The organism is Azonexus sp. IMCC34842 (genome assembly GCF_050368855.1).
In the GTDB taxonomy this organism is placed as follows: Bacteria; Pseudomonadota; Gammaproteobacteria; order Burkholderiales; family Rhodocyclaceae; genus Azonexus; species Azonexus denitrificans_A.
On sequence record NZ_CP178449.1, the window covers coordinates 3,549,272 to 3,569,912 of the forward strand.

A 20,641-nucleotide genomic window follows, 5' to 3' on the forward strand; every position below is an offset into this window, starting at 1 on the left:
GTCTTTCTCCTTAGATGCGGCGCTTTTTAGGCGGACGGCAGCCGTTATGCGGCACCGGCGTCACGTCGGAAATTGAAGTGATCTTCATGCCCAGTGCGTTGAGCGCGCGGACGGAAGATTCACGACCCGGACCGGGGCCCTTGATACGGACTTCAATATTCTTGACGCCACATTCCTGAGCAGCCTTACCGGCAGCTTCGGCTGCGACCTGAGCAGCAAACGGGGTGGACTTACGCGAACCGCGGAAGCCGGCACCACCGGAAGTTGCCCAGGACAGCGCGTTGCCTTGACGGTCGGTAATGGTGATGATGGTGTTATTGAACGAGGCGTGAATGTGGGCGATGCCCTCAGCGACGTTCTTTTTAACCTTTTTGCGAACTTTGGTAGCAGTCTTTGCCATGTTCTGTCCCTATTACTTCTTGCCAGCGATGGCCTTGCGCGGACCTTTGCGGGTACGTGCATTGGTACGGGTGCGCTGACCACGGCAAGGCAAACCCTTGCGATGGCGCAGGCCACGGTAGCAACCTAGATCCATCAGACGCTTGATGTTCATCGTAACTTCGCGGCGCAAGTCACCTTCAACGGTGAATTTCCCCACTTCGTCACGCAGACGATCCATGTCCGTGTCGGACAAGTCTTTCATTTTGATGGTACGACCAACGCCGGCCGCATCACAGATCTTCTGTGCGCGGGTACGACCGATGCCGTAAATCGCCGTCAAGGCAATTTCAGCATGCTGATGGTTCGGAATGTTTACCCCTGCAATACGGGCCATCGAATCACTCCAATATTTCGAAAATTAACAAATGCCGGACACGACAGAGCATTAGCCCTGGCGCTGCTTATGACGCGGGTCCTTGCAAATGACGCGCACCACACCCTTGCGACGGATGACTTTGCAATTGCGGCAAACGCGCTTCACTGAAGGTTGAACTTTCATGTTTTACTCCTCGTCTGCGAGAGCTTGGAAGCAGCCGTGATTCCTTGCCCTGCGGTTTATTGCGTAGAGAACTTTTTACTTAACGCGGAAAACGATCCGCGCCTTGGTTAAATCGTAGGGCGTCAACTGCACGGTCACCTTATCGCCAGGAAGGATGCGTATATAGTGCATACGCATTTTTCCAGAGATGAATCCATGCACTATGTGCCCATTTTCCAGCTTGACCTTGAAGGTCGCATTCGGGAGGTTCTCAACCACCTCCCCTTGCATTTCAATGTAATCTTCCCTGGCCATAACTGATTACTTGTTCATAGGTGCTCCCTTGAAGTTTGCTTTCTTCAAGAGACTTTCGTATTGATGCGACATGACATAAGCCTGAACCTGAGACATAAAGTCCATGGTCACGACTACGATAATCAACAACGAGGTGCCACCGAAATAGAACGGAACATTCCATTTCAAAATCAGGAATTCGGGGAGCAAACAGACGATAGTGATGTAACCGGCGCCAATCAGCGTCAAGCGCATCAGGATTTTATCGATGTAGCGCGCCGTTTGCTCGCCAGGACGAATACCTGGAACGAACGCACCGCTCTTCTTCAGGTTATCGGCAGTCTCTTTTGAATTGAAGACCAGCGCGGTGTAGAAGAAACAAAAGAAGATGATCGCGGCAGCATAAAGCATCACGTAAATCGGCTGCCCCGGAGAAAGCGTACCCGCCACGTCTTTCAGCCAGCTCATCGACTCTCCGGAGCCGAACCAACCTGCAATGGTGGCCGGGAACAGGATGATGGACGATGCAAAGATCGGCGGGATAACGCCGGACATATTCAGCTTGAGGGGCAGATGCGAACTCTGCCCGCCGTAAATTTTGTTACCAACCTGGCGTTTGGCGTAATTGACGAGAATTTTCCGCTGACCACGCTCGACAAAAACCACAAATCCGGTAACCGCTACCACGAGGATACAGATGATCAGGGCGGTCAGCGGATGCATTGCTCCGGTGCGCACCAACTCGAGCAAGCCGCCAATGGCAGTCGGCAATCCGGCGGCGATACCGGCGAAAATAATGATCGAAATACCATTACCAAGCCCGCGCTCAGTGATCTGCTCACCCAGCCACATAAGGAACATCGTGCCGGTCAGCAGGGTCGACACAGTCGTCAAACGGAACATGAACCCAGGGTCGTTGACCAATCCGGCCTGCGACTCGAGAGCGACGGCAATACCGATGCCTTGAAACAGCGCAAGCAACACGGTGCCGTAACGGGTGTATTGGGTAATCTTGCGACGCCCCGCCTCGCCTTCCTTCTTGAGGGCCTCAAGTTGGGGACTGGCTACACTCATCAATTGCATGATAATCGACGCCGAAATATACGGCATGATCCCCAATGCAAAAATCGTAAACCGCGACAAGGCGCCCCCGGAGAACATGTTGAACATGCCCAGGATGCCACCTTGCTGCGAATTGAACAGATCGGAAAGAACGTTGGGATCAATCCCGGGCACCGGGATGTGGGCGCCCAAGCGGTAAACCACGAGCGCACCGAGCAGGAACCAAAGACGGCGTTTCAGATCGCCAAATTTGCCACCTTTACCAACGGTATTGGGATTTGCAGCCAACGTTCTAACCTTTCCCTAACTTACTCGGCGACCGAACCACCGACTGCTTCGATAGCAGCCTTGGCACCTTTGGTCGCACCGACGCCCTTGAGCGTAACTTTGCGGGTAATTGCACCAGCGAGGATGACCTTGGCGGCCAGCGCATCACCAGGAACAATACCTGCGGCTTGCAACGCCAACAGATCGATCTCATCGATCGGCAGGCGATCGAGATCGGTCAGGCGGACTTCGTAGTTACGAGCGCGCGTCAGCGAGTTGAAACCACGCTTGGGCAAGCGACGTTGCAACGGCATTTGACCGCCCTCGAAGCCGACCTTGTGAAAACCGCCGGAACGGGACTTTTGACCCTTGTGACCGCGACCACAGGTCTTGCCGAGGCCGGAACCGATGCCACGGCCAACACGCTTGGCGGCTTTCTTGGCACCTTCGGCCGGTTTGATGGTATTCAGACGCATGGCTTAACCCTCAACCTTAACGAGATACTGAACCTTCTGGATCATGCCGCGAACAGCCGGCGTATCTTCCAGTTCGGCCGAACTGTTCAGCTTGCGCAGACCCAGACCGCGCACGGTGGCGCGATGGTCCTGCTTGGTGCCGATGATGCTCTTGACGAGCGTCACTTTGATTTTCTTGTCAGCCATGCCTTACCCCAGGATCTGATCAACCGACAAGCCACGCTTGGCGGCAATCTCGGCCGGCGTATTCACTTTCGACAAACCGTCGATAGTGGCACGCACGATGTTGTAGGGATTGGTCGAGCCATGAGCCTTGGCCACCACGTTGGTGACACCGACAACCTCGAAGACGGCGCGCATAGCGCCGCCGGCGATGATGCCCGTACCTTCCGGAGCCGGCTGGATCATCACGGTAGTAGCGCCGTGGCGACCAAAAACGGTGTGATGAACGGTACCGTTCTTCAGGCTGACCTTGGCCATCTTGCGACGGGCCTCTTCCATAGCCTTCTGAGCGGCAACCGGCACTTCGCGGGACTTACCCTTGCCCATGCCGATGCTGCCATCACCGTCGCCAACCACGGTCAGTGCTGCGAAACCGAGAATACGGCCGCCCTTCACTACCTTGGTGACGCGGTTGACCGCAACCATCTTCTCGCGCATACCGTCATCACGCTCTTCAGCGTGTTGCGGCTTCTTGTTTCTTTCAGGTTTAGCCATTTTCTAACCTTATCCTTATGCGGCGATCAGAACTTCAGACCGGCTTCACGCGCAGCTTCAGCCAGCGCCTGAATACGACCATGGTACTGAAGGCCGGAACGATCGAAAGCAACCTGCTCGATGCCGGCAGCTTTGGCGCGCTCGGCGATCAGCTTGCCAACCGTAGTTGCCGCAGCCTTGTTGCCGCCGTTCGGCAGATCCGTACGGACCACCGTTTCGAGCGTGGAAGCCGAAGCCAAGACCTTGCCGCCGCAGGGTGAAATGATCTGGGCGTAAATGTGGCAGTTCGTGCGATTAACGCACAAGCGCACAGCCTTGAGCTCGGCGATTTTGGCCCGGGTTTGGCGGGAACGGCGCAGACGCGCTTGTTTCTTGTTAAACATATGCCACCCTTACTTCTTCTTGGTTTCCTTGATAACCACCACTTCATCCGAGTAACGGACACCCTTGCCCTTGTAGGGCTCGGGTTTGCGATACGCACGGACTTCGGCAGCAACCTGGCCGACCTGTTGCTTGTCAGACCCCTTGATCAGGATTTCGGTCTGGGTCGGACATTCGACTTTCACACCAGCAGGCATCTTGTGCGCCACCGGGTGAGAAAACCCCAGCGACAGATTCAGAATATCGCCTTGAGCCTGAGCGCGGTAACCCACACCAACCAGCTGCAGCTTCTTCTCAAACCCCTTGGAGACACCGACCACCATGTTGTTGAGGTTGGCACGCATGGTGCCCCACATGGCGCTGGAGTTAACCGCACCTTCAACCCTGGAGACCTGGACGTTCTGACCTTCAACAGACACCTGCACGGACGGGTGAGCAGCGGCCAACAAGGTACCCAACGGGCCCTTGACGGAAATGCACTCACCAATCGTGACTTCGACGCCAGCAGGCAGAACAATAGGATTCTTACCAATACGAGACATGAATTCCCTCCTTACGCCACGATGCAAAGGACTTCGCCGCCAACCTTGCTGGCACGAGCCTTGCGGTCAGTCATGACGCCCTTGGGGGTCGACACAATGGCGACACCCAGACCGTTCATGACGCGGGGGATATCTTCACAGCCCTTGTAGATCCGCAGACCAGGCTTGGAGACACGCTCGATGCGCTCAATAACCGGACGACCGGCATAGTACTTGAGTGCGATATCGAGGGTCGGCTTGCCATCAGCCTGACGAACTGCGAAATCATCAACGTAACCTTCATCCTTCAGCACAGCGGCAATAGCCACTTTCACCTTGGACGACGGCATGGAGACAGACGCCTTTTCGGCGAGCTGGGCGTTGCGGATGCGTGTCAGCATGTCCGCGATCGGATCGCTCATAGCCATTTCTGAATCTCCTCTTACCAGCTGGCCTTAACAACACCCGGGATCTCGCCATTGAAGGCCAGCTCACGGATCTTGTTACGGCACAGACCGAATTTACGGAAAACACCACGCGGACGACCGGTCAGCGCGCAACGATTGCGCAGACGGGACGGGCTGGAGTTACGCGGAAGTGCCTGCATCTTCAGACGAGCGTCGTAGCGCTCCTGGTCAGAGAGGCTTACGTCATTGAAGATCGCCTCCAGGGCCGCACGCTTTTTGGCGTATTGCGCGACCATTTTACGGCGCTTTTCATCACGGTTGATCAGAGCAAGTTTTGCCATGATTGCCTCAATTCTTGAACGGGAACTTGAACGCTACGAGCAGGGCTTTCGCTTCTGCATCGGTCTTCGCGGTCGTGGTGATGCTGATATTCATACCCCGGAGAGCATCGATCTTGTCGTACTCGATTTCCGGGAAAATGATCTGCTCTTTGACACCCATGTTGTAGTTGCCTTGGCCATCGAAACCCTTGCCAGAGATACCACGGAAGTCACGAACACGCGGCAGGGCCACGGTCACCAGACGATCCAGGAACTCGAACATACGGGGACCGCGCAGGGTAACCATACAACCGATCGGGTAGCCATCACGAATCTTGAAACCAGCGATGGACTTGCGAGCCTTGGTCGTCACCGGCTTTTGACCTGCAATCTTCTGCATGTCGCCAACGGCATTCTCAAGAACCTTCTTGTCAGCCACAGCTTCACCGACACCCATATTCAGGGTGATCTTGGTGATCCGCGGCACTTCCATCACCGATTTGTAACCAAATTGCTTGGCCAAATCACCGACGACGGTTTCTTTATAAAACTGCTGCAAACGCGCCATGACTGTCCCTTATGCGTTCACCAGTTCGCCGTTCGACTTGAACACGCGAACCTTGCGGCCATCATCCAACTGCTTAAAGCCAACACGATCGGCTTTCTTGGTAGCAGGATTGAACAGCGCAACATTGGAGAGATGAATCGGCATGTCTTTATCAACAATGCCGCCAGCTACGCCCTTGATCGGGTTCGGCTTCACGTGCTTTTTCGCACGATTGACACCCTCAACAAGCACATGCTCTTCACCGACGCGAGACAGCACGGAACCGCGCTTACCCTTGTCTTTACCGGTAATAACTACGACTTCGTCGCCTTTACGAATCTTTTCCATCTCGCGTTCCTTACAGCACTTCAGGAGCAAGGGACACGATCTTCATAAAGCGCTCGGTACGCAGTTCGCGGGTCACCGGGCCAAAGATGCGCGTGCCAAGAGGCTCGAGCTTGTTGTTGAGAAGAACTGCGGCATTGCCATCAAAGCGAACCAGCGAACCATCCGGACGACGAACACCCTTGGCGGTACGAACCACCACAGCATTGTAAACATCGCCTTTTTTGACACGGCCACGCGGCGCAGCATCCTTGATGCTGACCTTGATGATGTCACCAATACCCGCATAGCGGCGCTTGGATCCACCCAGCACTTTGATACACATTACTGAACGGGCACCGGTGTTATCGGCGACGTCCAGAGTCGTCTGCATCTGAATCATTAATTTATACTCCAACTTAATCCGCTTGCGCGGTCAGTCTTGGAACCCGTACGGGTCGAACAACTTTGCGAACCAGCGAATATGGCGGCTCGCAAAAAAGAAGCCGGATTATACCGGCTTCTTAGTTGGCTAGGCAAGCGTTTTCAAAATAAATCGTTATACAACGATCGCTTTTTGGAGAACGCTTGTTACTGCCCAGGACTTGGTACGGGAAACCGGACGCGTTTCGACGATCTCTACCAGATCACCGGCTTTGGCCGTATTGCCGTCATTGTGAGCGTGATACTTCTTGGAACGAACCATCACCTTGCCATACATCGGGTGCTTGACCTTACGTTCAACAAGGACGGTGACCGTTTTTTCCATCTTGTCGCTGACAACGCGACCGATCAGAGTACGTTTGTTACTGGTGGTTTCGCTCATTGCTGCACCGCCTTTTCACGGATAAGCGTGCGGACGCGAGCGATGTCGCGGCGCACCTTGGACATTTGGCTGGTATTGGACAGCTGCTGGGTAGCAAGCTGCATACGCAGACCGAACTGGGCCTTCAGGAGGTCCAGCAATTCCTTGTTGAGCTCGTCCACGCTCTTGGTTCTCAATTCACTAGCTTTCATGATTACCCCAGATGACGAGTCACGAAGGTGGTGGCAATTGGCAGCTTGGCGGCCGCAAGCGCAAAGGCCTCGCGCGCCAGAGCTTCATTGACACCATCCATCTCATAGAGCACTTTGCCCGGCTGGATTTCGGCAACCCAATATTCCGGGTTACCCTTACCGTTACCCATTCGAACTTCGGCAGGTTTCTTGGAAACCGGCTTGTCCGGGAAAATACGGATCCAGATGCGACCGCCACGCTTGATGTGGCGGGTCATCGCACGGCGAGCTGCTTCAATCTGACGAGCCGTCAGACGACCGCGACCGGTCGCCTTCAGGCCCCACTCACCAAACGACACCTTGGTGCCGCGGGTGGCCAGACCTTCGTTACGTCCCTTTTGCTCCTTGCGGAACTTGCGACGATTTGGTTGCAACATGTTAAGCACCTGCCTTTCTTACGCGCTTGGCCGGATCACCAGCGCCGTCGGCCTTCTTGACGGTTCGGGTGCGCGGCTTGTCACCTTCCGGCTTGCCGGGGGCACGACGCGGGCGGCGATCATCAGCAGCTGGCTCGACAACTTCCGGTTGCTCGTTGCGATCAAGCATATCGCCCTTGTAAACCCAGACCTTGATCCCGATGATGCCGTAGGTGGTCAGCGCTTCGGAAGTTGCATAATCGATATCAGCACGCAGCGTATGAAGCGGCACGCGACCTTCGCGGTACCACTCGCTACGTGCGATTTCGGCACCGTTAAGACGACCGGCACTCATCACCTTGATACCCTGGGCACCAAGACGCATCGCGTTCTGCATCGCACGCTTCATGGCGCGGCGGAACATGATGCGCTTTTCGAGTTGCTGAGCAATCGAGTCGGCGATCAGTTGTGCATCGATTTCCGGCTTGCGGATTTCTTCGATAGACACATGGACGGGAACGCCCATGATGCGCTGAAGATCCGAACGGAGTTGTTCGATGTCTTCGCCCTTTTTGCCGATGACGACGCCAGGACGAGCGGAGAAAACGGTTACGCGGGCATTCTTCGCCGGGCGCTCGATGAGAACGCGACCAACCGAAGCATGTGCCAGCTTGCGCTTAAGATACTCACGAACCTTGATATCTTCGTTGAGCATCCCGGGAAAGTCCTTGCTGTTAGCGTACCAGCGTGAACTCCAGTTCTTGGTGACGGCCAGACGGAAGCCAGTCGGATGAATTTTCTGTCCCATGGCTTTTCCTTAGTTACCAACGGTCAGATAGATGTGGCAGGTCGGCTTGATGATCCGATTGCCACGACCTTTGGCGCGCGCCGTAAAGCGCTTGAGCACCATGCCTTTTTCGACGTAGATGATTTTCACCTTCAATTCGTCGATATCAGCACCGTCGTTATGCTCGGCGTTGGCGATAGCCGACTCCAGCACTTTTTTAACGATACCAGCTCCCTTTTTCGGGGAAAAGGCCAGGATGTTGAGAGCCTGACCAACCGGCTTGCCACGCACCAGATCAGCCACGAGGCGACCTTTTTGCGCAGAGAGGCGTACGCCTCGCAGACTTGCACGAGTTTCCATGTCAGCTCCTTACTTCTTGGCCTTCTTGCCGGCGGTGTGACCCTTGAACGTCCGGGTCAGCGAAAATTCGCCGAGCTTGTGACCGACCATATTTTCGGTGACGAACACCGGAATATGCTGCTTGCCATTGTGAACAGCGATCGTCAGACCGATAAACTCGGGGAGGATCGTCGAACGACGCGACCAAGTCTTGATCGGGCGCTTATCGCCTGTGGCGCGAACCGCTTCGACCTTGTCGATCAGGTACGCATCAACAAACGGGCCTTTTTTGAGAGAACGTCCCATTTCCTACCCCTTAACGCTTATGACGGCGCTGAACGATCATGCTGTTCGTGCGCTTGTTGCTGCGAGTGCGGTAGCCCTTGGTGGGCTGACCCCACGGGTTAACCGGCACACGACCTTCGCCAGTACGACCTTCACCACCACCGTGCGGGTGATCAACCGGGTTCATGGCAGTACCACGAACGGTCGGACGAACACCGCGCCAACGCATGGCACCGGCTTTACCGTATTTGCGCAGGTTGTGCTCTTCGTTACCGACTTCACCGATGGTGGCGCGGCACTCGACGTGAACCCGACGAACCTCACCGGAGCGCAGACGGATCTGAGCATAGGCACCTTCGCGAGCCAGCAATTGAGCCGATGCGCCAGCAGAGCGAGCCAACTGAGCTCCCTTGCCAGGCAACATTTCAATGCAGCAAATCGTCGTACCAACCGGAATATTGCGAATCGGCAAAGCATTCCCGGACTTGATAGGCGCTTCGGAACCGCTCATGACCGGCTGACCAACCACCATGCCTTTGTTGGCAATGATGTAACGACGCTCGCCATCGGCATAGCACAACAGTGCGATATTGGCGGTGCGATTCGGATCATATTCGAGACGTTCAACCTTGGCCGGAATACCATCCTTGGCCCGCTTGAAATCGATTACACGATAAGACTGCTTGTGCCCGCCACCTTGGTGACGAACGGTAATGCGGCCATTGTTGTTACGACCGGCATTCCCGGACTTGGCCTCAACCAGACCAGCAAAAGGCTTGCCCTTGTGCAGATTCGGATTGACGACCAAAACGACGGCACGGCGACCCGGGGAAGTCGGCTTGACTTTAACGAGAGCCATTAGGCATTCCCCCCTTCAACAAAATTGATTTCCTGGCCCGGCTTCAGGCTCACATAGGCTTTCTTCCAGCCTTTGCGCCGACCGGTTGCGCCCTTGAAGCGCTTGACCTTACCCTTGACGTTGGCGACCTGAACGGACTCAACTTCAACCTTGAACAGCAGTTCGACGGCAGCTTTGATTTCCGGCTTGGTTGCATCGGTGGCAACGCGGAAGATCACCTGCTCAAACTTGTCGGCCAGGTAGGTGGCCTTCTCGGAGATTTGCGGTGCCAGCAGCACCTGCAGCAGACGTTCTTGGTTCATCCCCACATCTCCTCGAACTTGGCCACGGCATCCTTGGTAACGAGAACCTTGGCAAAGCGAACCAGGGATACCGGATCAGCTTCCTGGGCTTCAAGAACCAGAACGTTGGGCAGATTGCGTGACGAGAGATACAAATTCTCACTCAGCTTGTCGGTGATGATCAGAAGATTGCCTTCCAGACCCAAGCCCTTCAACTTCTCGGTGAAGAGCTTGGTCTTCGGTGCATCGATGGAAAGGCTATCGATCACAACCAGGCGATCCTGACGGGCCAACTCGGAGAGGATCGCGGCCATACCGGCGCGGAACATCTTCTTGTTAACCTTATGGCTAAAATTCTCCTCAGGAGAGCTCGGAAAAATCCGACCGCCCCCACGCCACAGCGGGCTGCCATTACTACCGGCACGGGCACGACCCGTACCCTTCTGGCGCCACGGCTTGGTCGTGGTGTGACGGACTTCGGAGCGATCCTTCTGCTGACGGTCACCGGAGCGCCCGTTGGCCTGATAGGCCACGACGATCTGATGGACCAGCGCTTCATTGAAGTCGCGACCGAACAGCACGTCGGAAGCTTGCAACTTGGCCGCTTCCTGTCCTTGTTCGTTAATTACCTTAAGTTCCATGTCGCCCCCTTAAGCCTTGACTGCCGGACGCACAACGACGTCGGAACCCTTGGCACCAGGAACGGCACCTTTGACCAGCAGAAGCTGGCGTTCAACATCGACGCGAACAATTGTCAGCCCCTGCATCGTGGTCTGGACATCGCCCATATGACCGGCCATGCGCTTACCCGGGAAAACACGACCCGGATCCTGCGCCATACCGATGGAACCCGGCGCGTTATGCGACAGCGAGTTACCGTGAGTAGCACGATTGGAGCTGAAATTATGGCGCTTGATGCCGCCCTGGAAGCCCTTACCAATGGACTTGCCACTGACATCCACTTTCTGCCCTTCGGCAAAAATGGTAGCAGCAACCTGATCGCCGGCTTTAAAGGTAGCCAACTGATCAGCATCGATACGGAATTCCTTGAAGACGTGCCCGGATTCCACACCCGCCTTGGCCAAATGGCCAGCAAGGGGCTTGGAAACACGCGAGGCACGGCGCTTGCCGAAAGAGACCTGAATGGCTGCATAGCCATCGGACTCCGGCGTTTTAACTTGGGTCACACGGTTATTCGACACGTCAAGCACAGTTACCGGAATGGACGCGCCATCCTCAGCAAAAATGCGAGTCATGCCGACCTTGCGACCTACAAGGCCTAGACTCATGGTTATTCTCCTCATCGCCGGCTGCGATTGGCCGGTCGATGTAAAACAACAAATGGGCAGCCGTCGCCGGCCACCCCCGAAAGGCGCGGATTATATCCGCAACCCCTAATTACTGCAACTTGATTTCGACGTCGACGCCTGCCGGCAGATCCAGCTTCATCAGGGCATCAACGGTTTTGTCGGTCGGATCGACGATATCCATCAGACGCAGATGGGTGCGAATTTCCAACTGATCACGGGAAGCCTTGTTGACGTGCGGCGAACGCAGGATGTCAAAACGCTGCTTGCGAGTCGGCAGCGGTACGGGACCACGAACAACAGCACCGGTACGCTTGGCAGTTTCAACGATTTCCTGAGCAGACTGATCGATCAGGCGATAGTCGAAGGCCTTCAGACGAATACGGATTTTTTGACTTTGCATGTTTGGCTTCCAAAGAACGATGGGGTGAAATCGCTTTCACCCCGGATTTCAAAAAGAACGAATTACTCGATGATCTTGGCAACGACACCGGCGCCGACGGTACGACCGCCTTCACGGATGGCGAAACGCAGACCTTCTTCCATGGCGATCGGGGCGATCAGCTTGACAGTCATCTGGATGTTGTCACCCGGCATGACCATTTCAACGCCTTCCGGCAGCGAGATCGCGCCGGTCACGTCGGTCGTGCGGAAGTAGAACTGCGGACGGTAGTTGTTGAAAAACGGGGTGTGACGACCACCTTCGTCTTTCGACAGCACATACACTTCGCCGGTGAAGTGGGTATGCGGGGTGATGGAACCCGGCTTGCACAGCACTTGACCGCGTTCAACATCTTCCCGCTTGGTGCCGCGCAGCAGGGCGCCGACGTTGTCGCCAGCCTGACCTTGGTCGAGCAGCTTGCGGAACATTTCCACACCGGTACAGGTGGTCTTGACGGTCGGACGGATACCGACGATTTCGATTTCTTCGCCAACCTTGACAACGCCACGTTCGATACGACCAGTAACGACAGTACCGCGGCCGGAGATCGAGAAGACGTCTTCCACCGGCATCAGGAACGGCTGATCAACGGCACGTTCCGGGGTCGGGATGTAGGAGTCCAGGGCATCGGCCAGACGGAAGATCGACGGTTCGCCGATTTCGGATTGATCGCCTTCCAGAGCCTTCAGGGCGGAGCCGTGAATGATCGGGGTGTCGTCGCCCGGAAAATCGTACTTGGAGAGCAGCTCGCGCAGTTCCATTTCGACGAGTTCGAGCAGTTCGGCATCGTCAACCATGTCGCACTTGTTCATGTACACCAGCACGTACGGCACACCGACCTGACGGGCCAGCAGGATGTGCTCGCGGGTCTGGGGCATCGGGCCGTCAGCGGCGGAACAGACGAGAATGGCGCCGTCCATCTGGGCAGCACCGGTAATCATGTTTTTGACGTAGTCAGCATGGCCCGGGCAATCCACGTGGGCATAGTGACGGTTGGCGGTTTCGTACTCGACGTGGGCGGTATTGATAGTAATACCGCGAGCCTTTTCTTCCGGCGCCGCATCGATCTGGTCATACGCTTTGGCGGAGCCGCCAAACTTCTTTGCCAGCACCGTGGTAATCGCAGCCGTCAGCGTGGTCTTGCCATGGTCAACGTGACCAATCGTGCCCACGTTTACGTGCGGTTTCGTACGTTCAAATTTCTCTTTTGCCATTATCGGTTCTCCAATAACGAATTACTTTTTGTTAATAACGGCCTCGGCGACGTTCTTCGGCGCCTCGGTATAGTGCTTGAATTCCATCGAGTAGGTCGCGCGACCTTGCGACAACGAACGCACGGAAGTCGAGTAACCAAACATCTCGGACAGCGGAACCTCGGCCTTGACCAGCTTGATGCCACCGACCTGATCTTCCATACCCTGGACGATGCCACGACGGGAGGAAAGATCGCCCATGACGTTACCCATGTACTCTTCCGGGGTCTCGACTTCAACGGCCATCATCGGCTCAAGCAGCGTCGGATTGGCCTTCTTCATGCCTTCCTTGAAAGCCATGGAAGCAGCCATGCGGAACGCGTTTTCATTCGAATCAACGTCGTGATAGGAGCCGTCGAACAACGTGAACTTCACGTCGACAACCGGGAAGCCAGCCAGAACACCGCTCGTGACTGCGTCACGCAGACCCTTGTCAACCGCAGGAATGAATTCACGGGGCACGACACCGCCCTTGATCGCATCGATGAATTCGTAACCCTTGCCAGCTTCGTTCGGCTCGATCTTGAGCCAGACGTGACCAAACTGACCACGACCACCGGATTGCTTGACGAACTTGCCTTCTTGTTCGACAGCCTTCTTGATGCACTCGCGGTAGGCAACCTGCGGCGCACCAACGGTTGCTTCGACGTTGAATTCACGACGCATGCGATCAACCAGAATTTCCAGGTGCAGCTCGCCCATACCCGAAATAATGGTCTGACCGGACTCTTCGTCGGTACGGACGCGGAACGACGGATCTTCCTGAGCGAGACGGCCCAGTGCCAGACCCATCTTTTCCTGGTCGGCCTTGGTCTTCGGTTCGACGGCAACGTGAATCACCGGCTCCGGGAAAACCATGCGCTCGAGGGTGATGACCTTGGCCGGATCACACAGCGTATCGCCGGTCGTTGCTTCTTTCAGGCCCACGGCAGCAGCGATGTCGCCAGCGCGCACTTCCTTGATTTCTTCACGCTGATTGGCGTGCATCTGCAGGATGCGACCGAGACGTTCCTTGCGACCCTTGACCGGGTTGTAGACCGTATCGCCGGAATTGATCACGCCGGAATAAACGCGGAAGAAGATCAACTGGCCGACGAACGGGTCGGTCATGATCTTGAAGGCCAGCGCGGAGAACGGCTCATCATCGGCGGCACGACGTTCGCCTTCGGTTTCGTTCTCGAGAATACCCTTGACCGGCGGAATATCGACCGGCGACGGCAGCAGCTCGATCACGGCGTCCAGCATCTTCTGCACGCCCTTGTTCTTGAAGGCTGTACCGCACAGCATCGGCTGGATTTCGCAAGCCAGCGTGCGCGTGCGCAAACCAAAAATGATGTCGGCTTCGGAAAGCTCACCATTTTCGAGGTACTTGTTCATCAGATCTTCTGACGCCTCGGCGGCGGCCTCAACCATTTGCTCGCGCCACGTATTCGCTTCATCGACCAGATTGGCCGGGATTTCGCGAGCGTCATACTTCATGCCTTGCGACGCTTCGTCCCAGTAGATCGCCTTCATGCGAATCAGGTCGACCACACCTTCGAAGTTGTCCTCTGCGCCGATGGGGATGACCACCGGGATCGGATTCGCCTTGAGGCGCACCTTCAACTGCTCGACCACCTTGAAGAAGTTGGCGCCGGAGCGGTCCATCTTGTTCACGAAGGCCAAACGCGGCACGCCGTACTTGTTGGCCTGACGCCAAACGGTTTCCGACTGCGGCTGCACGCCACCGACGGCGCAATAGACCATACAGGCGGCATCAAGCACACGCATCGAACGTTCGACTTCAATGGTGAAGTCCACGTGCCCCGGGGTGTCGATAATATTGATATGGTGCGGCGGGAACTGCTTGTCCATACCGCTCCAGAAGCAGGTGGTCGCAGCAGAGGTAATGGTAATACCACGTTCCTGTTCCTGCTCCATCCAGTCCATGGTGGCAGCGCCATCATGGACTTCACCGATCTTGTGGTTAACACCGGTGTAGAAAAGGATACGTTCAGTCGTCGTCGTCTTGCCGGCGTCGATGTGAGCGCTGATACCGATATTCCGGTAGCGCTCGATAGGAGTTTTACGTGCCACGTTAGAGCCCTTTGAAAATTAGAAGCGGAAGTGAGCAAAAGCCTTGTTGGCTTCAGCCATACGGTGCACTTCATCACGCTTCTTGACGGCACCACCGCGATTTTCAGCAGCTTCCATCATTTCGGCAGCCAGACGCTGACCCATGGATTTTTCCGAACGCTTGCGGGCCGACTCACGCAACCAGCGCATGGCAAGCGCAGCACGGCGAGCCGGACGCACTTCAACCGGCACCTGGTAGTTGGCACCACCGACACGACGGGACTTCACCTCAACCATCGGGCGAACGTTCGACATGGCCGAACCGAAAACTTCTAGCGGATCCTTGCCACCCTTGGTGGTGATGATCTCGAAAGCACCGTAAACAATGCGCTCAGCAACCGACTTCTTGCCGCTCTGCATGATTGCATTGATGAACTTGGAAACTTCGACATTACCGAACTTCGGATCCGGAAGAATGTCACGTTTTGCTACTACACGACGACGGGGCATATTAACCTCAAATAAACACGATTCAGTTGAAAAGCCGGGTATGGGTTAACACCCACCCGGCTCTCACGGCCACCCAGAAGAATGACCACTTACTCAGACTGCTTGATGAATCAGGCAGCCTTCGGACGCTTCGCCCCGTACTTGGAACGGGACTGCTTGCGATCTTTGACGCCCTGGGTATCCAGGGAGCCGCGCACGGTGTGGTAACGCACACCCGGCAAATCCTTGACACGACCACCACGAATCAGGACCACGGAGTGCTCCTGCAGGTTATGGCCTTCACCACCGATGTAGGAAATGACTTCAAAGCCATTCGTCAGACGAACCTTGCACACTTTACGCAGCGCGGAGTTCGGCTTCTTCGGGGTGGTGGTATAGACGCGAGTACAAACGCCACGCTTCTGCGGGCACTTTTCCAGAGCGGGAACCTTGCTCTTGGTGACCTCGGCAACGCGCGGCTTGCGCACGAGCTGATTGATAGTCGGCATATCGAACTTCCTTCAACGACCGGGCACCAAAGAACGGCGCACGACGGCAATTTTGTTATCCAAAGCAGAGACAATGATTAGTCTCTGCCGACAAAGACCATAGATTCTATGGTTGATCAACCCCCGTGTCAACGAGACACGAGGGTCGCTCTTGACTTACAGGCCCAGATCGGCATCCTGCGTTGCGTTTTCCGCAGCAGCCGGCTCCAGAGCCTTTGCCGCTGCGATGTCCTCACCCGCCAGCTGAGCCTTGCGGCTGCGGTGGTAGGCAAGACCGGTACCGGCCGGAATGAGACGTCCGACGATAACGTTTTCCTTGAGACCACGCAGTTCGTCGCGCTTGCCCATGATGGCAGCCTCGGTGAGAACACGCGTGGTTTCCTGGAAGGACGCGGCAGAGATGAACGAATCGGTCGACAGCGAGGCCTTGGTAATACCGAGCAGCATGTGGTCGAAGGTAGCCGGCAGCTTGCCCTGGGCGATCATGCGATCGTTTTCGGCCAGCAGTTCAGCACGCTCCACCTGTTCCGACTTGATGAACTTGCTATCACCCGGCTCGACGATGGCGACCCGACGCAGCATCTGACGAACAATGACTTCAATGTGCTTGTCGTTGATCTTCACGCCTTGCAGACGATAGACATCCTGGACTTCGTCCGTAATATAGCGGGCCAGTGCTTCGACCCCCTGCAGACGGAGAATGTCATGCGGATCGGGCAGACCTTCGACGATCTTCTCGCCCTTGTTCACCACCTGACCGTCATGGACCAGCACATGCTTGTCCTTCGGAATCAGGAATTCGTGGACCGTACCGTCGAGATCGGTGATCACCAAGCGCTGTTTGCCCTTGGTGTCCTTGCCGAAGCTGATTGTCCCGGTGAACTCGGCCAGCACTGACGCATCCTTCGGCGTCCGGGCCTCGAACAACTCGGCAACGCGCGGCAGACCGCCGGTAATGTCGCGGGTCTTGGCGGACTCCTGCGGCATACGGGCAAGTACATCGCCGACACCAACCTGCTGACCGTCAACCACCGAGATGATCGAGCCAACCTGGAAGGCAATCGACACATGGTGGTCGCTGCCGGTGATCTTCACTTCCTGACCGTTTTCGTCAAGCAGCTTGACCACTGGACGAATACCCTTAGTGGCAGCCTTGCCGCCACGCTTGTGGTCGATAACCACGAGAGTCGACAGGCCCGTAACATCGTCCACCTGCTTGGCGACGGTAACGCCCTCTTCGACATTCTCGAAGCGGACCGTACCGGCATATTCGGTAACGATCGGACGGGTATGCGGATCCCAAGTCGACAACTTGGCGCCAGCCTTGACCACCTTGCCTTCATCAACGGAAAGCGTGGCGCCGTACGGCACCTTGTGACGCTCGCGCTCACGACCATGATCGTCGGTAATCAGCACCTCACCGGAGCGGGAGATGACAACCTTCTCGCCCTTGGCACTGGTCACGTAACGCATATTCGAGGTGTAGCGAATCGTACCGGCCGATTTGGCTTCAATCTGCGATGCAACAGCAGCCCGGGAGGCCGCGCCGCCGACGTGGAAAGTCCGCATGGTGAGCTGGGTACCCGGCTCACCGATCGACTGAGCGGCGATAACGCCGATGGCCTCGCCGGCATTGACCATCATGCCGCGACCGAGGTCACGACCGTAGCACTTGGCACACAGACCATACCGGGTATCGCAGGAAAGCGGGGTGCGAACCTTGACTTCGTCGATACCCAACTTGTCGATTAGATCAACCAGATCCTCGTCCAGCATGGTGCCGGCGAAAATAACAGTTTCCTGGGTTTCCGGGTCGACCAGATCGTCAACCGTGACACGGCCGAGAATCCGCTCGCGCAACGGTTCGATGACCTCACCGCCTTCGACCAGGGCCTTGACGACAAAGCCGTTCTGCGTTCCACAGTCATCTTCGGTAATGACCAGATCCTGCGTCACGTCCACCAGACGGCGGGTCAGGTAACCGGAGTTGGCGGTCTTCAGTGCCGTGTCTGCCAGGCCCTTACGAGCACCGTGGGTCGAGATGAAGTACTGGAGGACGTTCAGGCCTTCGCGGAAGTTGGTGGTAATCGGCGTCTCGATAATCGAGCCATCCGGTTTCGCCATCAGGCCGCGCATACCAGCCAGCTGACGGATCTGGGCAGCAGAGCCGCGAGCCCCGGAGTCGGCCATCATGTAGATGGAGTTGAAGGACTCTTGCTTGACCTTCTTGCCGTGGCGGTCGATGGTGTCCTCGTGGCCGAGTTCGTCCATCATGACCTTGGCGACCTGGTCACCGGTCCGGCCCCAGATATCGACGACCTTGTTGTAACGCTCGCCATTGGTCACCAGACCGTTGGTGTACTGGATTTCGATTTCTTTCACTTCCGCTTCAGCGGCGGAAATGATTTCGTACTTCTTGCTCGGCACCAACATGTCGTCGGAACAGAAGGAAATGCCGGCACGGGTGGCCAGGGCATAACCGTTCTGCATCAGCTTGTCGGCGAAGATAACCGTTTCCTTCAAACCGCAGCGACGGAAGGATTCGTCGATCAGCTTGGAGATTTCCTTCTTCTTCAGGGCGCGGTCGATAACCTTGAACGGCAACCCCTTCGGCAGGATCTTGGAAAGCAGCGCACGACCAGCCGTCGTTTCGACGCGAACGATTTTCTCGACCCATTCACCATCCACCGCAGCCGGTTCGTATTGCTTCAGGCGAACCGAAATCCGCGACTGGACGTCGAGTTCCTTGGCTGCCATGGCGCGTTCGATTTCGGCGATGTCGGCAAAGTACATGCCTTCACCCTTGCCATTGGTCTTTTCGCGGGTCGCGTAGTACAGACCAAGCACGATATCCTGCGACGGCACGATGATCGGCTGGCCGTTGGCCGGCGACAGCACGTTGTTGGAGGCCAGCATCAGCGTGCGGGCTTCCATCTGGGCTTCAAGGGACAGCGGCACGTGAACAGCCATCTGGTCACCGTCGAAGTCGGCGTTGAAGGCCGCGCAGACGAGCGGGTGCAGCTGGATGGCCTTGCCTTCGATCAGGGTCGGCTCGAAAGCCTGGATACCCAGACGGTGCAGGGTCGGCGCGCGGTTCAGCATGACCGGATGTTCGCGGATGACATCTTCGAGGATGTCCCAGACGACCGGTTCCTGGCCTTCGACCATCTTCTTGGCTTGCTTGATGGTGGTGGCGTAGCCGAGCACTTCCAGCTTGTGGAAGATGAAGGGCTTGAACAGCTCCAGGGCCATCAGCTTGGGCAGGCCGCACTGGTGCAGCTTGAGCTGCGGACCGACCACGATGACCGAACGGCCGGAGTAGTCGACGCGCTTACCGAGCAAGTTCTGACGGAAACGACCGCCCTTGCCCTTGATCATGTCGGCCAGCGACTTCAGCGGACGCTTGTTGGCACCGGTCATGGCCTTGCCGCGACGACCGTTGTCGAGCAGCGAGTCGACCGACTCCTGCAGCATGCGCTTTTCGTTGCGGACGATGATTTCCGGCGCCTTCAGCTCGAGCAGACGCTTCAGACGGTTATTCCGGTTGATGACGCGACGGTAGAGGTCGTTCAGATCGGAGGTCGCGAAGCGGCCGCCGTCGAGCGGAACCAGCGGACGCAGATCCGGCGGCAGAACCGGCAGGACTTCAAGAATCATCCAGTCCGGCTTGATGCCGGATTTCTGGAAGCCTTCAAGGATCTTCAGGCGCTTGGCCAGCTTCTTGTTCTTGGCTTCCGAACCGGTCACTTCCAGTTCGGCATGCAAAGACTCGACTTCGCTGGTCAGATCGAGGTTGCGCAGCAGTTCGCGGATACCTTCGGCACCCATGAACGCGACGAACTCGTCGCCGTGCTCTTCCATCATTTCCAGATACTGCTCTTCGGTGAGCAGTTGGGCACGCTGGAGGTTGCTGACCATGCCGGGATCGGTCACGACATAGGCTTCGAAATACAGGACGCGCTCGATATCGCGCAGCGTCATGTCGAGCACCATACCGAGACGGGACGGCAAGGATTTCAGGAACCAGATGTGGGCGGTCGGCGAGGCCAGCTCGATGTGCCCCATGCGGTCACGACGAACCTTGGCCAGCGTCACTTCGACGCCGCACTTCTCACAGATCACGCCGCGGTGCTTGAGGCGCTTGTACTTGCCGCACAGGCATTCGTAATCCTTGATCGGGCCAAAGATCTTGGCGCAGAACAAGCCATCGCGTTCCGGCTTGAAGGTGCGGTAGTTGATGGTTTCCGGCTTCTTGACTTCGCCGTAGGACCAGGAACGGATCTTTTCGGGCGAAGCGAGGCCAATGGTAATGGCATCAAATTCCTCTTCCGCCGTTACCTGCTTGAATAGATCGAGCAATGCTTTCATCGTTTAACTCCCAGCCCTAA

31 protein-coding genes are annotated in these 20,641 nt (G+C 56.5%); all 31 read right to left on the reverse strand.

Annotation, left to right across the window (positions count from 1 at the left end):
• Window positions 1–10 precede the first annotated feature (10 nt).
• On the reverse strand, window positions 11–400 hold the full coding sequence (gene rpsK / locus ACLIKD_RS16780) for a 30S ribosomal protein S11 (RefSeq protein ID WP_226418158.1): 390 nt from the start codon (window positions 398–400) through the stop codon (window positions 11–13).
• A 12-nt stretch (window positions 401–412) separates the two neighbouring features.
• Window positions 413–775 (reverse strand): 30S ribosomal protein S13, encoded by a 363-nt coding sequence (gene rpsM / locus ACLIKD_RS16785; RefSeq protein ID WP_226418157.1) that lies wholly within the window; start codon window positions 773–775, stop codon window positions 413–415.
• Between the two features lie 51 nt (window positions 776–826).
• Complete coding sequence (gene rpmJ, locus ACLIKD_RS16790) at window positions 827–940, reverse strand: 50S ribosomal protein L36 (protein ID WP_028994206.1); 114 nt, start codon at window positions 938–940, stop codon at window positions 827–829.
• 75 nt (window positions 941–1,015) lie between these two features.
• Window positions 1,016–1,234, reverse strand: a complete 219-nt coding sequence (gene infA, locus ACLIKD_RS16795; RefSeq protein WP_226418156.1) for a translation initiation factor IF-1 — start codon at window positions 1,232–1,234, stop codon at window positions 1,016–1,018.
• A gap of 6 nt (window positions 1,235–1,240) precedes the next feature.
• Window positions 1,241–2,563: a preprotein translocase subunit SecY gene (gene secY / locus ACLIKD_RS16800; protein ID WP_226418155.1), complete on the reverse strand. Its 1,323-nt coding sequence runs from the start codon at window positions 2,561–2,563 to the stop codon at window positions 1,241–1,243.
• 20 nt (window positions 2,564–2,583) lie between these two features.
• Window positions 2,584–3,018, reverse strand: coding sequence for a 50S ribosomal protein L15 (gene rplO, locus ACLIKD_RS16805; RefSeq protein ID WP_226418154.1), 435 nt, complete (start codon window positions 3,016–3,018; stop codon window positions 2,584–2,586).
• A gap of 3 nt (window positions 3,019–3,021) precedes the next feature.
• The gene (gene rpmD / locus ACLIKD_RS16810) at window positions 3,022–3,204 is read right to left on the reverse strand and encodes a 50S ribosomal protein L30 (protein WP_226418153.1); all 183 of its coding nucleotides are present in this window, start codon (window positions 3,202–3,204) and stop codon (window positions 3,022–3,024) included.
• 3 nt (window positions 3,205–3,207) lie between these two features.
• Window positions 3,208–3,735, reverse strand: coding sequence for a 30S ribosomal protein S5 (gene rpsE, locus ACLIKD_RS16815; RefSeq protein ID WP_226418152.1), 528 nt, complete (start codon window positions 3,733–3,735; stop codon window positions 3,208–3,210).
• Between the two features lie 26 nt (window positions 3,736–3,761).
• Window positions 3,762–4,118 (reverse strand): 50S ribosomal protein L18, encoded by a 357-nt coding sequence (gene rplR / locus ACLIKD_RS16820; protein WP_226418151.1) that lies wholly within the window; start codon window positions 4,116–4,118, stop codon window positions 3,762–3,764.
• A gap of 9 nt (window positions 4,119–4,127) precedes the next feature.
• A complete protein-coding gene (gene rplF, locus ACLIKD_RS16825) occupies window positions 4,128–4,658 on the reverse strand; it encodes a 50S ribosomal protein L6 (RefSeq protein ID WP_428825954.1) in 531 nt (176 codons plus the stop codon).
• Between the two features lie 11 nt (window positions 4,659–4,669).
• Window positions 4,670–5,065, reverse strand: coding sequence for a 30S ribosomal protein S8 (gene rpsH, locus ACLIKD_RS16830; protein WP_117607656.1), 396 nt, complete (start codon window positions 5,063–5,065; stop codon window positions 4,670–4,672).
• A 14-nt stretch (window positions 5,066–5,079) separates the two neighbouring features.
• Window positions 5,080–5,385 carry a 30S ribosomal protein S14 gene (gene rpsN / locus ACLIKD_RS16835; protein ID WP_226418149.1) on the reverse strand — a complete coding sequence of 102 codons (306 nt, stop codon included), beginning with the start codon at window positions 5,383–5,385 and terminating at the stop codon, window positions 5,080–5,082.
• A gap of 7 nt (window positions 5,386–5,392) precedes the next feature.
• Entirely contained in the window at window positions 5,393–5,932 is a 540-nt protein-coding gene (gene rplE, locus ACLIKD_RS16840; protein ID WP_226418148.1) for a 50S ribosomal protein L5, read from the reverse strand.
• A gap of 9 nt (window positions 5,933–5,941) precedes the next feature.
• Window positions 5,942–6,259, reverse strand: a complete 318-nt coding sequence (gene rplX / locus ACLIKD_RS16845; RefSeq protein WP_226418147.1) for a 50S ribosomal protein L24 — start codon at window positions 6,257–6,259, stop codon at window positions 5,942–5,944.
• A gap of 10 nt (window positions 6,260–6,269) precedes the next feature.
• On the reverse strand, window positions 6,270–6,638 hold the full coding sequence (gene rplN, locus ACLIKD_RS16850; RefSeq protein WP_066879990.1) for a 50S ribosomal protein L14: 369 nt from the start codon (window positions 6,636–6,638) through the stop codon (window positions 6,270–6,272).
• Window positions 6,639–6,794: 156 nt separating this feature from the next.
• Window positions 6,795–7,061, reverse strand: coding sequence for a 30S ribosomal protein S17 (gene rpsQ / locus ACLIKD_RS16855; RefSeq protein WP_226418146.1), 267 nt, complete (start codon window positions 7,059–7,061; stop codon window positions 6,795–6,797).
• Window positions 7,058–7,252, reverse strand: a complete 195-nt coding sequence (gene rpmC / locus ACLIKD_RS16860; RefSeq protein ID WP_027456670.1) for a 50S ribosomal protein L29 — start codon at window positions 7,250–7,252, stop codon at window positions 7,058–7,060. Before rpmC ends, rpsQ begins: the two co-directional genes overlap by 4 nt.
• A gap of 2 nt (window positions 7,253–7,254) precedes the next feature.
• On the reverse strand, window positions 7,255–7,668 hold the full coding sequence (rplP, locus tag ACLIKD_RS16865) for a 50S ribosomal protein L16 (RefSeq protein WP_226418144.1): 414 nt from the start codon (window positions 7,666–7,668) through the stop codon (window positions 7,255–7,257).
• 1 nt (window position 7,669) lies between these two features.
• Window positions 7,670–8,455: a 30S ribosomal protein S3 gene (gene rpsC / locus ACLIKD_RS16870; protein ID WP_226418143.1), complete on the reverse strand. Its 786-nt coding sequence runs from the start codon at window positions 8,453–8,455 to the stop codon at window positions 7,670–7,672.
• A gap of 9 nt (window positions 8,456–8,464) precedes the next feature.
• Window positions 8,465–8,794 (reverse strand): 50S ribosomal protein L22, encoded by a 330-nt coding sequence (gene rplV, locus ACLIKD_RS16875; RefSeq protein WP_066879987.1) that lies wholly within the window; start codon window positions 8,792–8,794, stop codon window positions 8,465–8,467.
• Between the two features lie 9 nt (window positions 8,795–8,803).
• Entirely contained in the window at window positions 8,804–9,079 is a 276-nt protein-coding gene (gene rpsS / locus ACLIKD_RS16880) for a 30S ribosomal protein S19 (RefSeq protein ID WP_226418142.1), read from the reverse strand.
• 10 nt (window positions 9,080–9,089) lie between these two features.
• Window positions 9,090–9,917 (reverse strand): 50S ribosomal protein L2, encoded by an 828-nt coding sequence (gene rplB / locus ACLIKD_RS16885; protein ID WP_428825955.1) that lies wholly within the window; start codon window positions 9,915–9,917, stop codon window positions 9,090–9,092.
• On the reverse strand, window positions 9,917–10,219 hold the full coding sequence (gene rplW, locus ACLIKD_RS16890; protein ID WP_226418140.1) for a 50S ribosomal protein L23: 303 nt from the start codon (window positions 10,217–10,219) through the stop codon (window positions 9,917–9,919). The genes rplB and rplW overlap by 1 nt, the downstream gene beginning before the upstream one ends.
• Complete coding sequence (rplD, locus tag ACLIKD_RS16895; protein ID WP_226418139.1) at window positions 10,216–10,839, reverse strand: 50S ribosomal protein L4; 624 nt, start codon at window positions 10,837–10,839, stop codon at window positions 10,216–10,218. Before rplD ends, rplW begins: the two co-directional genes overlap by 4 nt.
• A 9-nt stretch (window positions 10,840–10,848) precedes the next feature.
• Complete coding sequence (rplC, locus tag ACLIKD_RS16900; RefSeq protein ID WP_226418138.1) at window positions 10,849–11,487, reverse strand: 50S ribosomal protein L3; 639 nt, start codon at window positions 11,485–11,487, stop codon at window positions 10,849–10,851.
• Between the two features lie 109 nt (window positions 11,488–11,596).
• Window positions 11,597–11,908, reverse strand: a complete 312-nt coding sequence (gene rpsJ / locus ACLIKD_RS16905; protein WP_028994183.1) for a 30S ribosomal protein S10 — start codon at window positions 11,906–11,908, stop codon at window positions 11,597–11,599.
• 62 nt (window positions 11,909–11,970) lie between these two features.
• Window positions 11,971–13,161 carry an elongation factor Tu gene (tuf, locus tag ACLIKD_RS16910; protein WP_226418128.1) on the reverse strand — a complete coding sequence of 397 codons (1,191 nt, stop codon included), beginning with the start codon at window positions 13,159–13,161 and terminating at the stop codon, window positions 11,971–11,973.
• A gap of 21 nt (window positions 13,162–13,182) precedes the next feature.
• Window positions 13,183–15,276 carry an elongation factor G gene (gene fusA / locus ACLIKD_RS16915; protein ID WP_226418137.1) on the reverse strand — a complete coding sequence of 698 codons (2,094 nt, stop codon included), beginning with the start codon at window positions 15,274–15,276 and terminating at the stop codon, window positions 13,183–13,185.
• Between the two features lie 18 nt (window positions 15,277–15,294).
• Window positions 15,295–15,765 carry a 30S ribosomal protein S7 gene (rpsG, locus tag ACLIKD_RS16920; RefSeq protein ID WP_226418136.1) on the reverse strand — a complete coding sequence of 157 codons (471 nt, stop codon included), beginning with the start codon at window positions 15,763–15,765 and terminating at the stop codon, window positions 15,295–15,297.
• Window positions 15,766–15,875: 110 nt separating this feature from the next.
• Window positions 15,876–16,253 (reverse strand): 30S ribosomal protein S12, encoded by a 378-nt coding sequence (gene rpsL / locus ACLIKD_RS16925; RefSeq protein ID WP_066879509.1) that lies wholly within the window; start codon window positions 16,251–16,253, stop codon window positions 15,876–15,878.
• A 156-nt stretch (window positions 16,254–16,409) separates the two neighbouring features.
• Window positions 16,410–20,621 carry a DNA-directed RNA polymerase subunit beta' gene (gene rpoC / locus ACLIKD_RS16930; RefSeq protein WP_428825956.1) on the reverse strand — a complete coding sequence of 1,404 codons (4,212 nt, stop codon included), beginning with the start codon at window positions 20,619–20,621 and terminating at the stop codon, window positions 16,410–16,412.
• Between the last annotated feature and the right edge of the window lie 20 nt (window positions 20,622–20,641).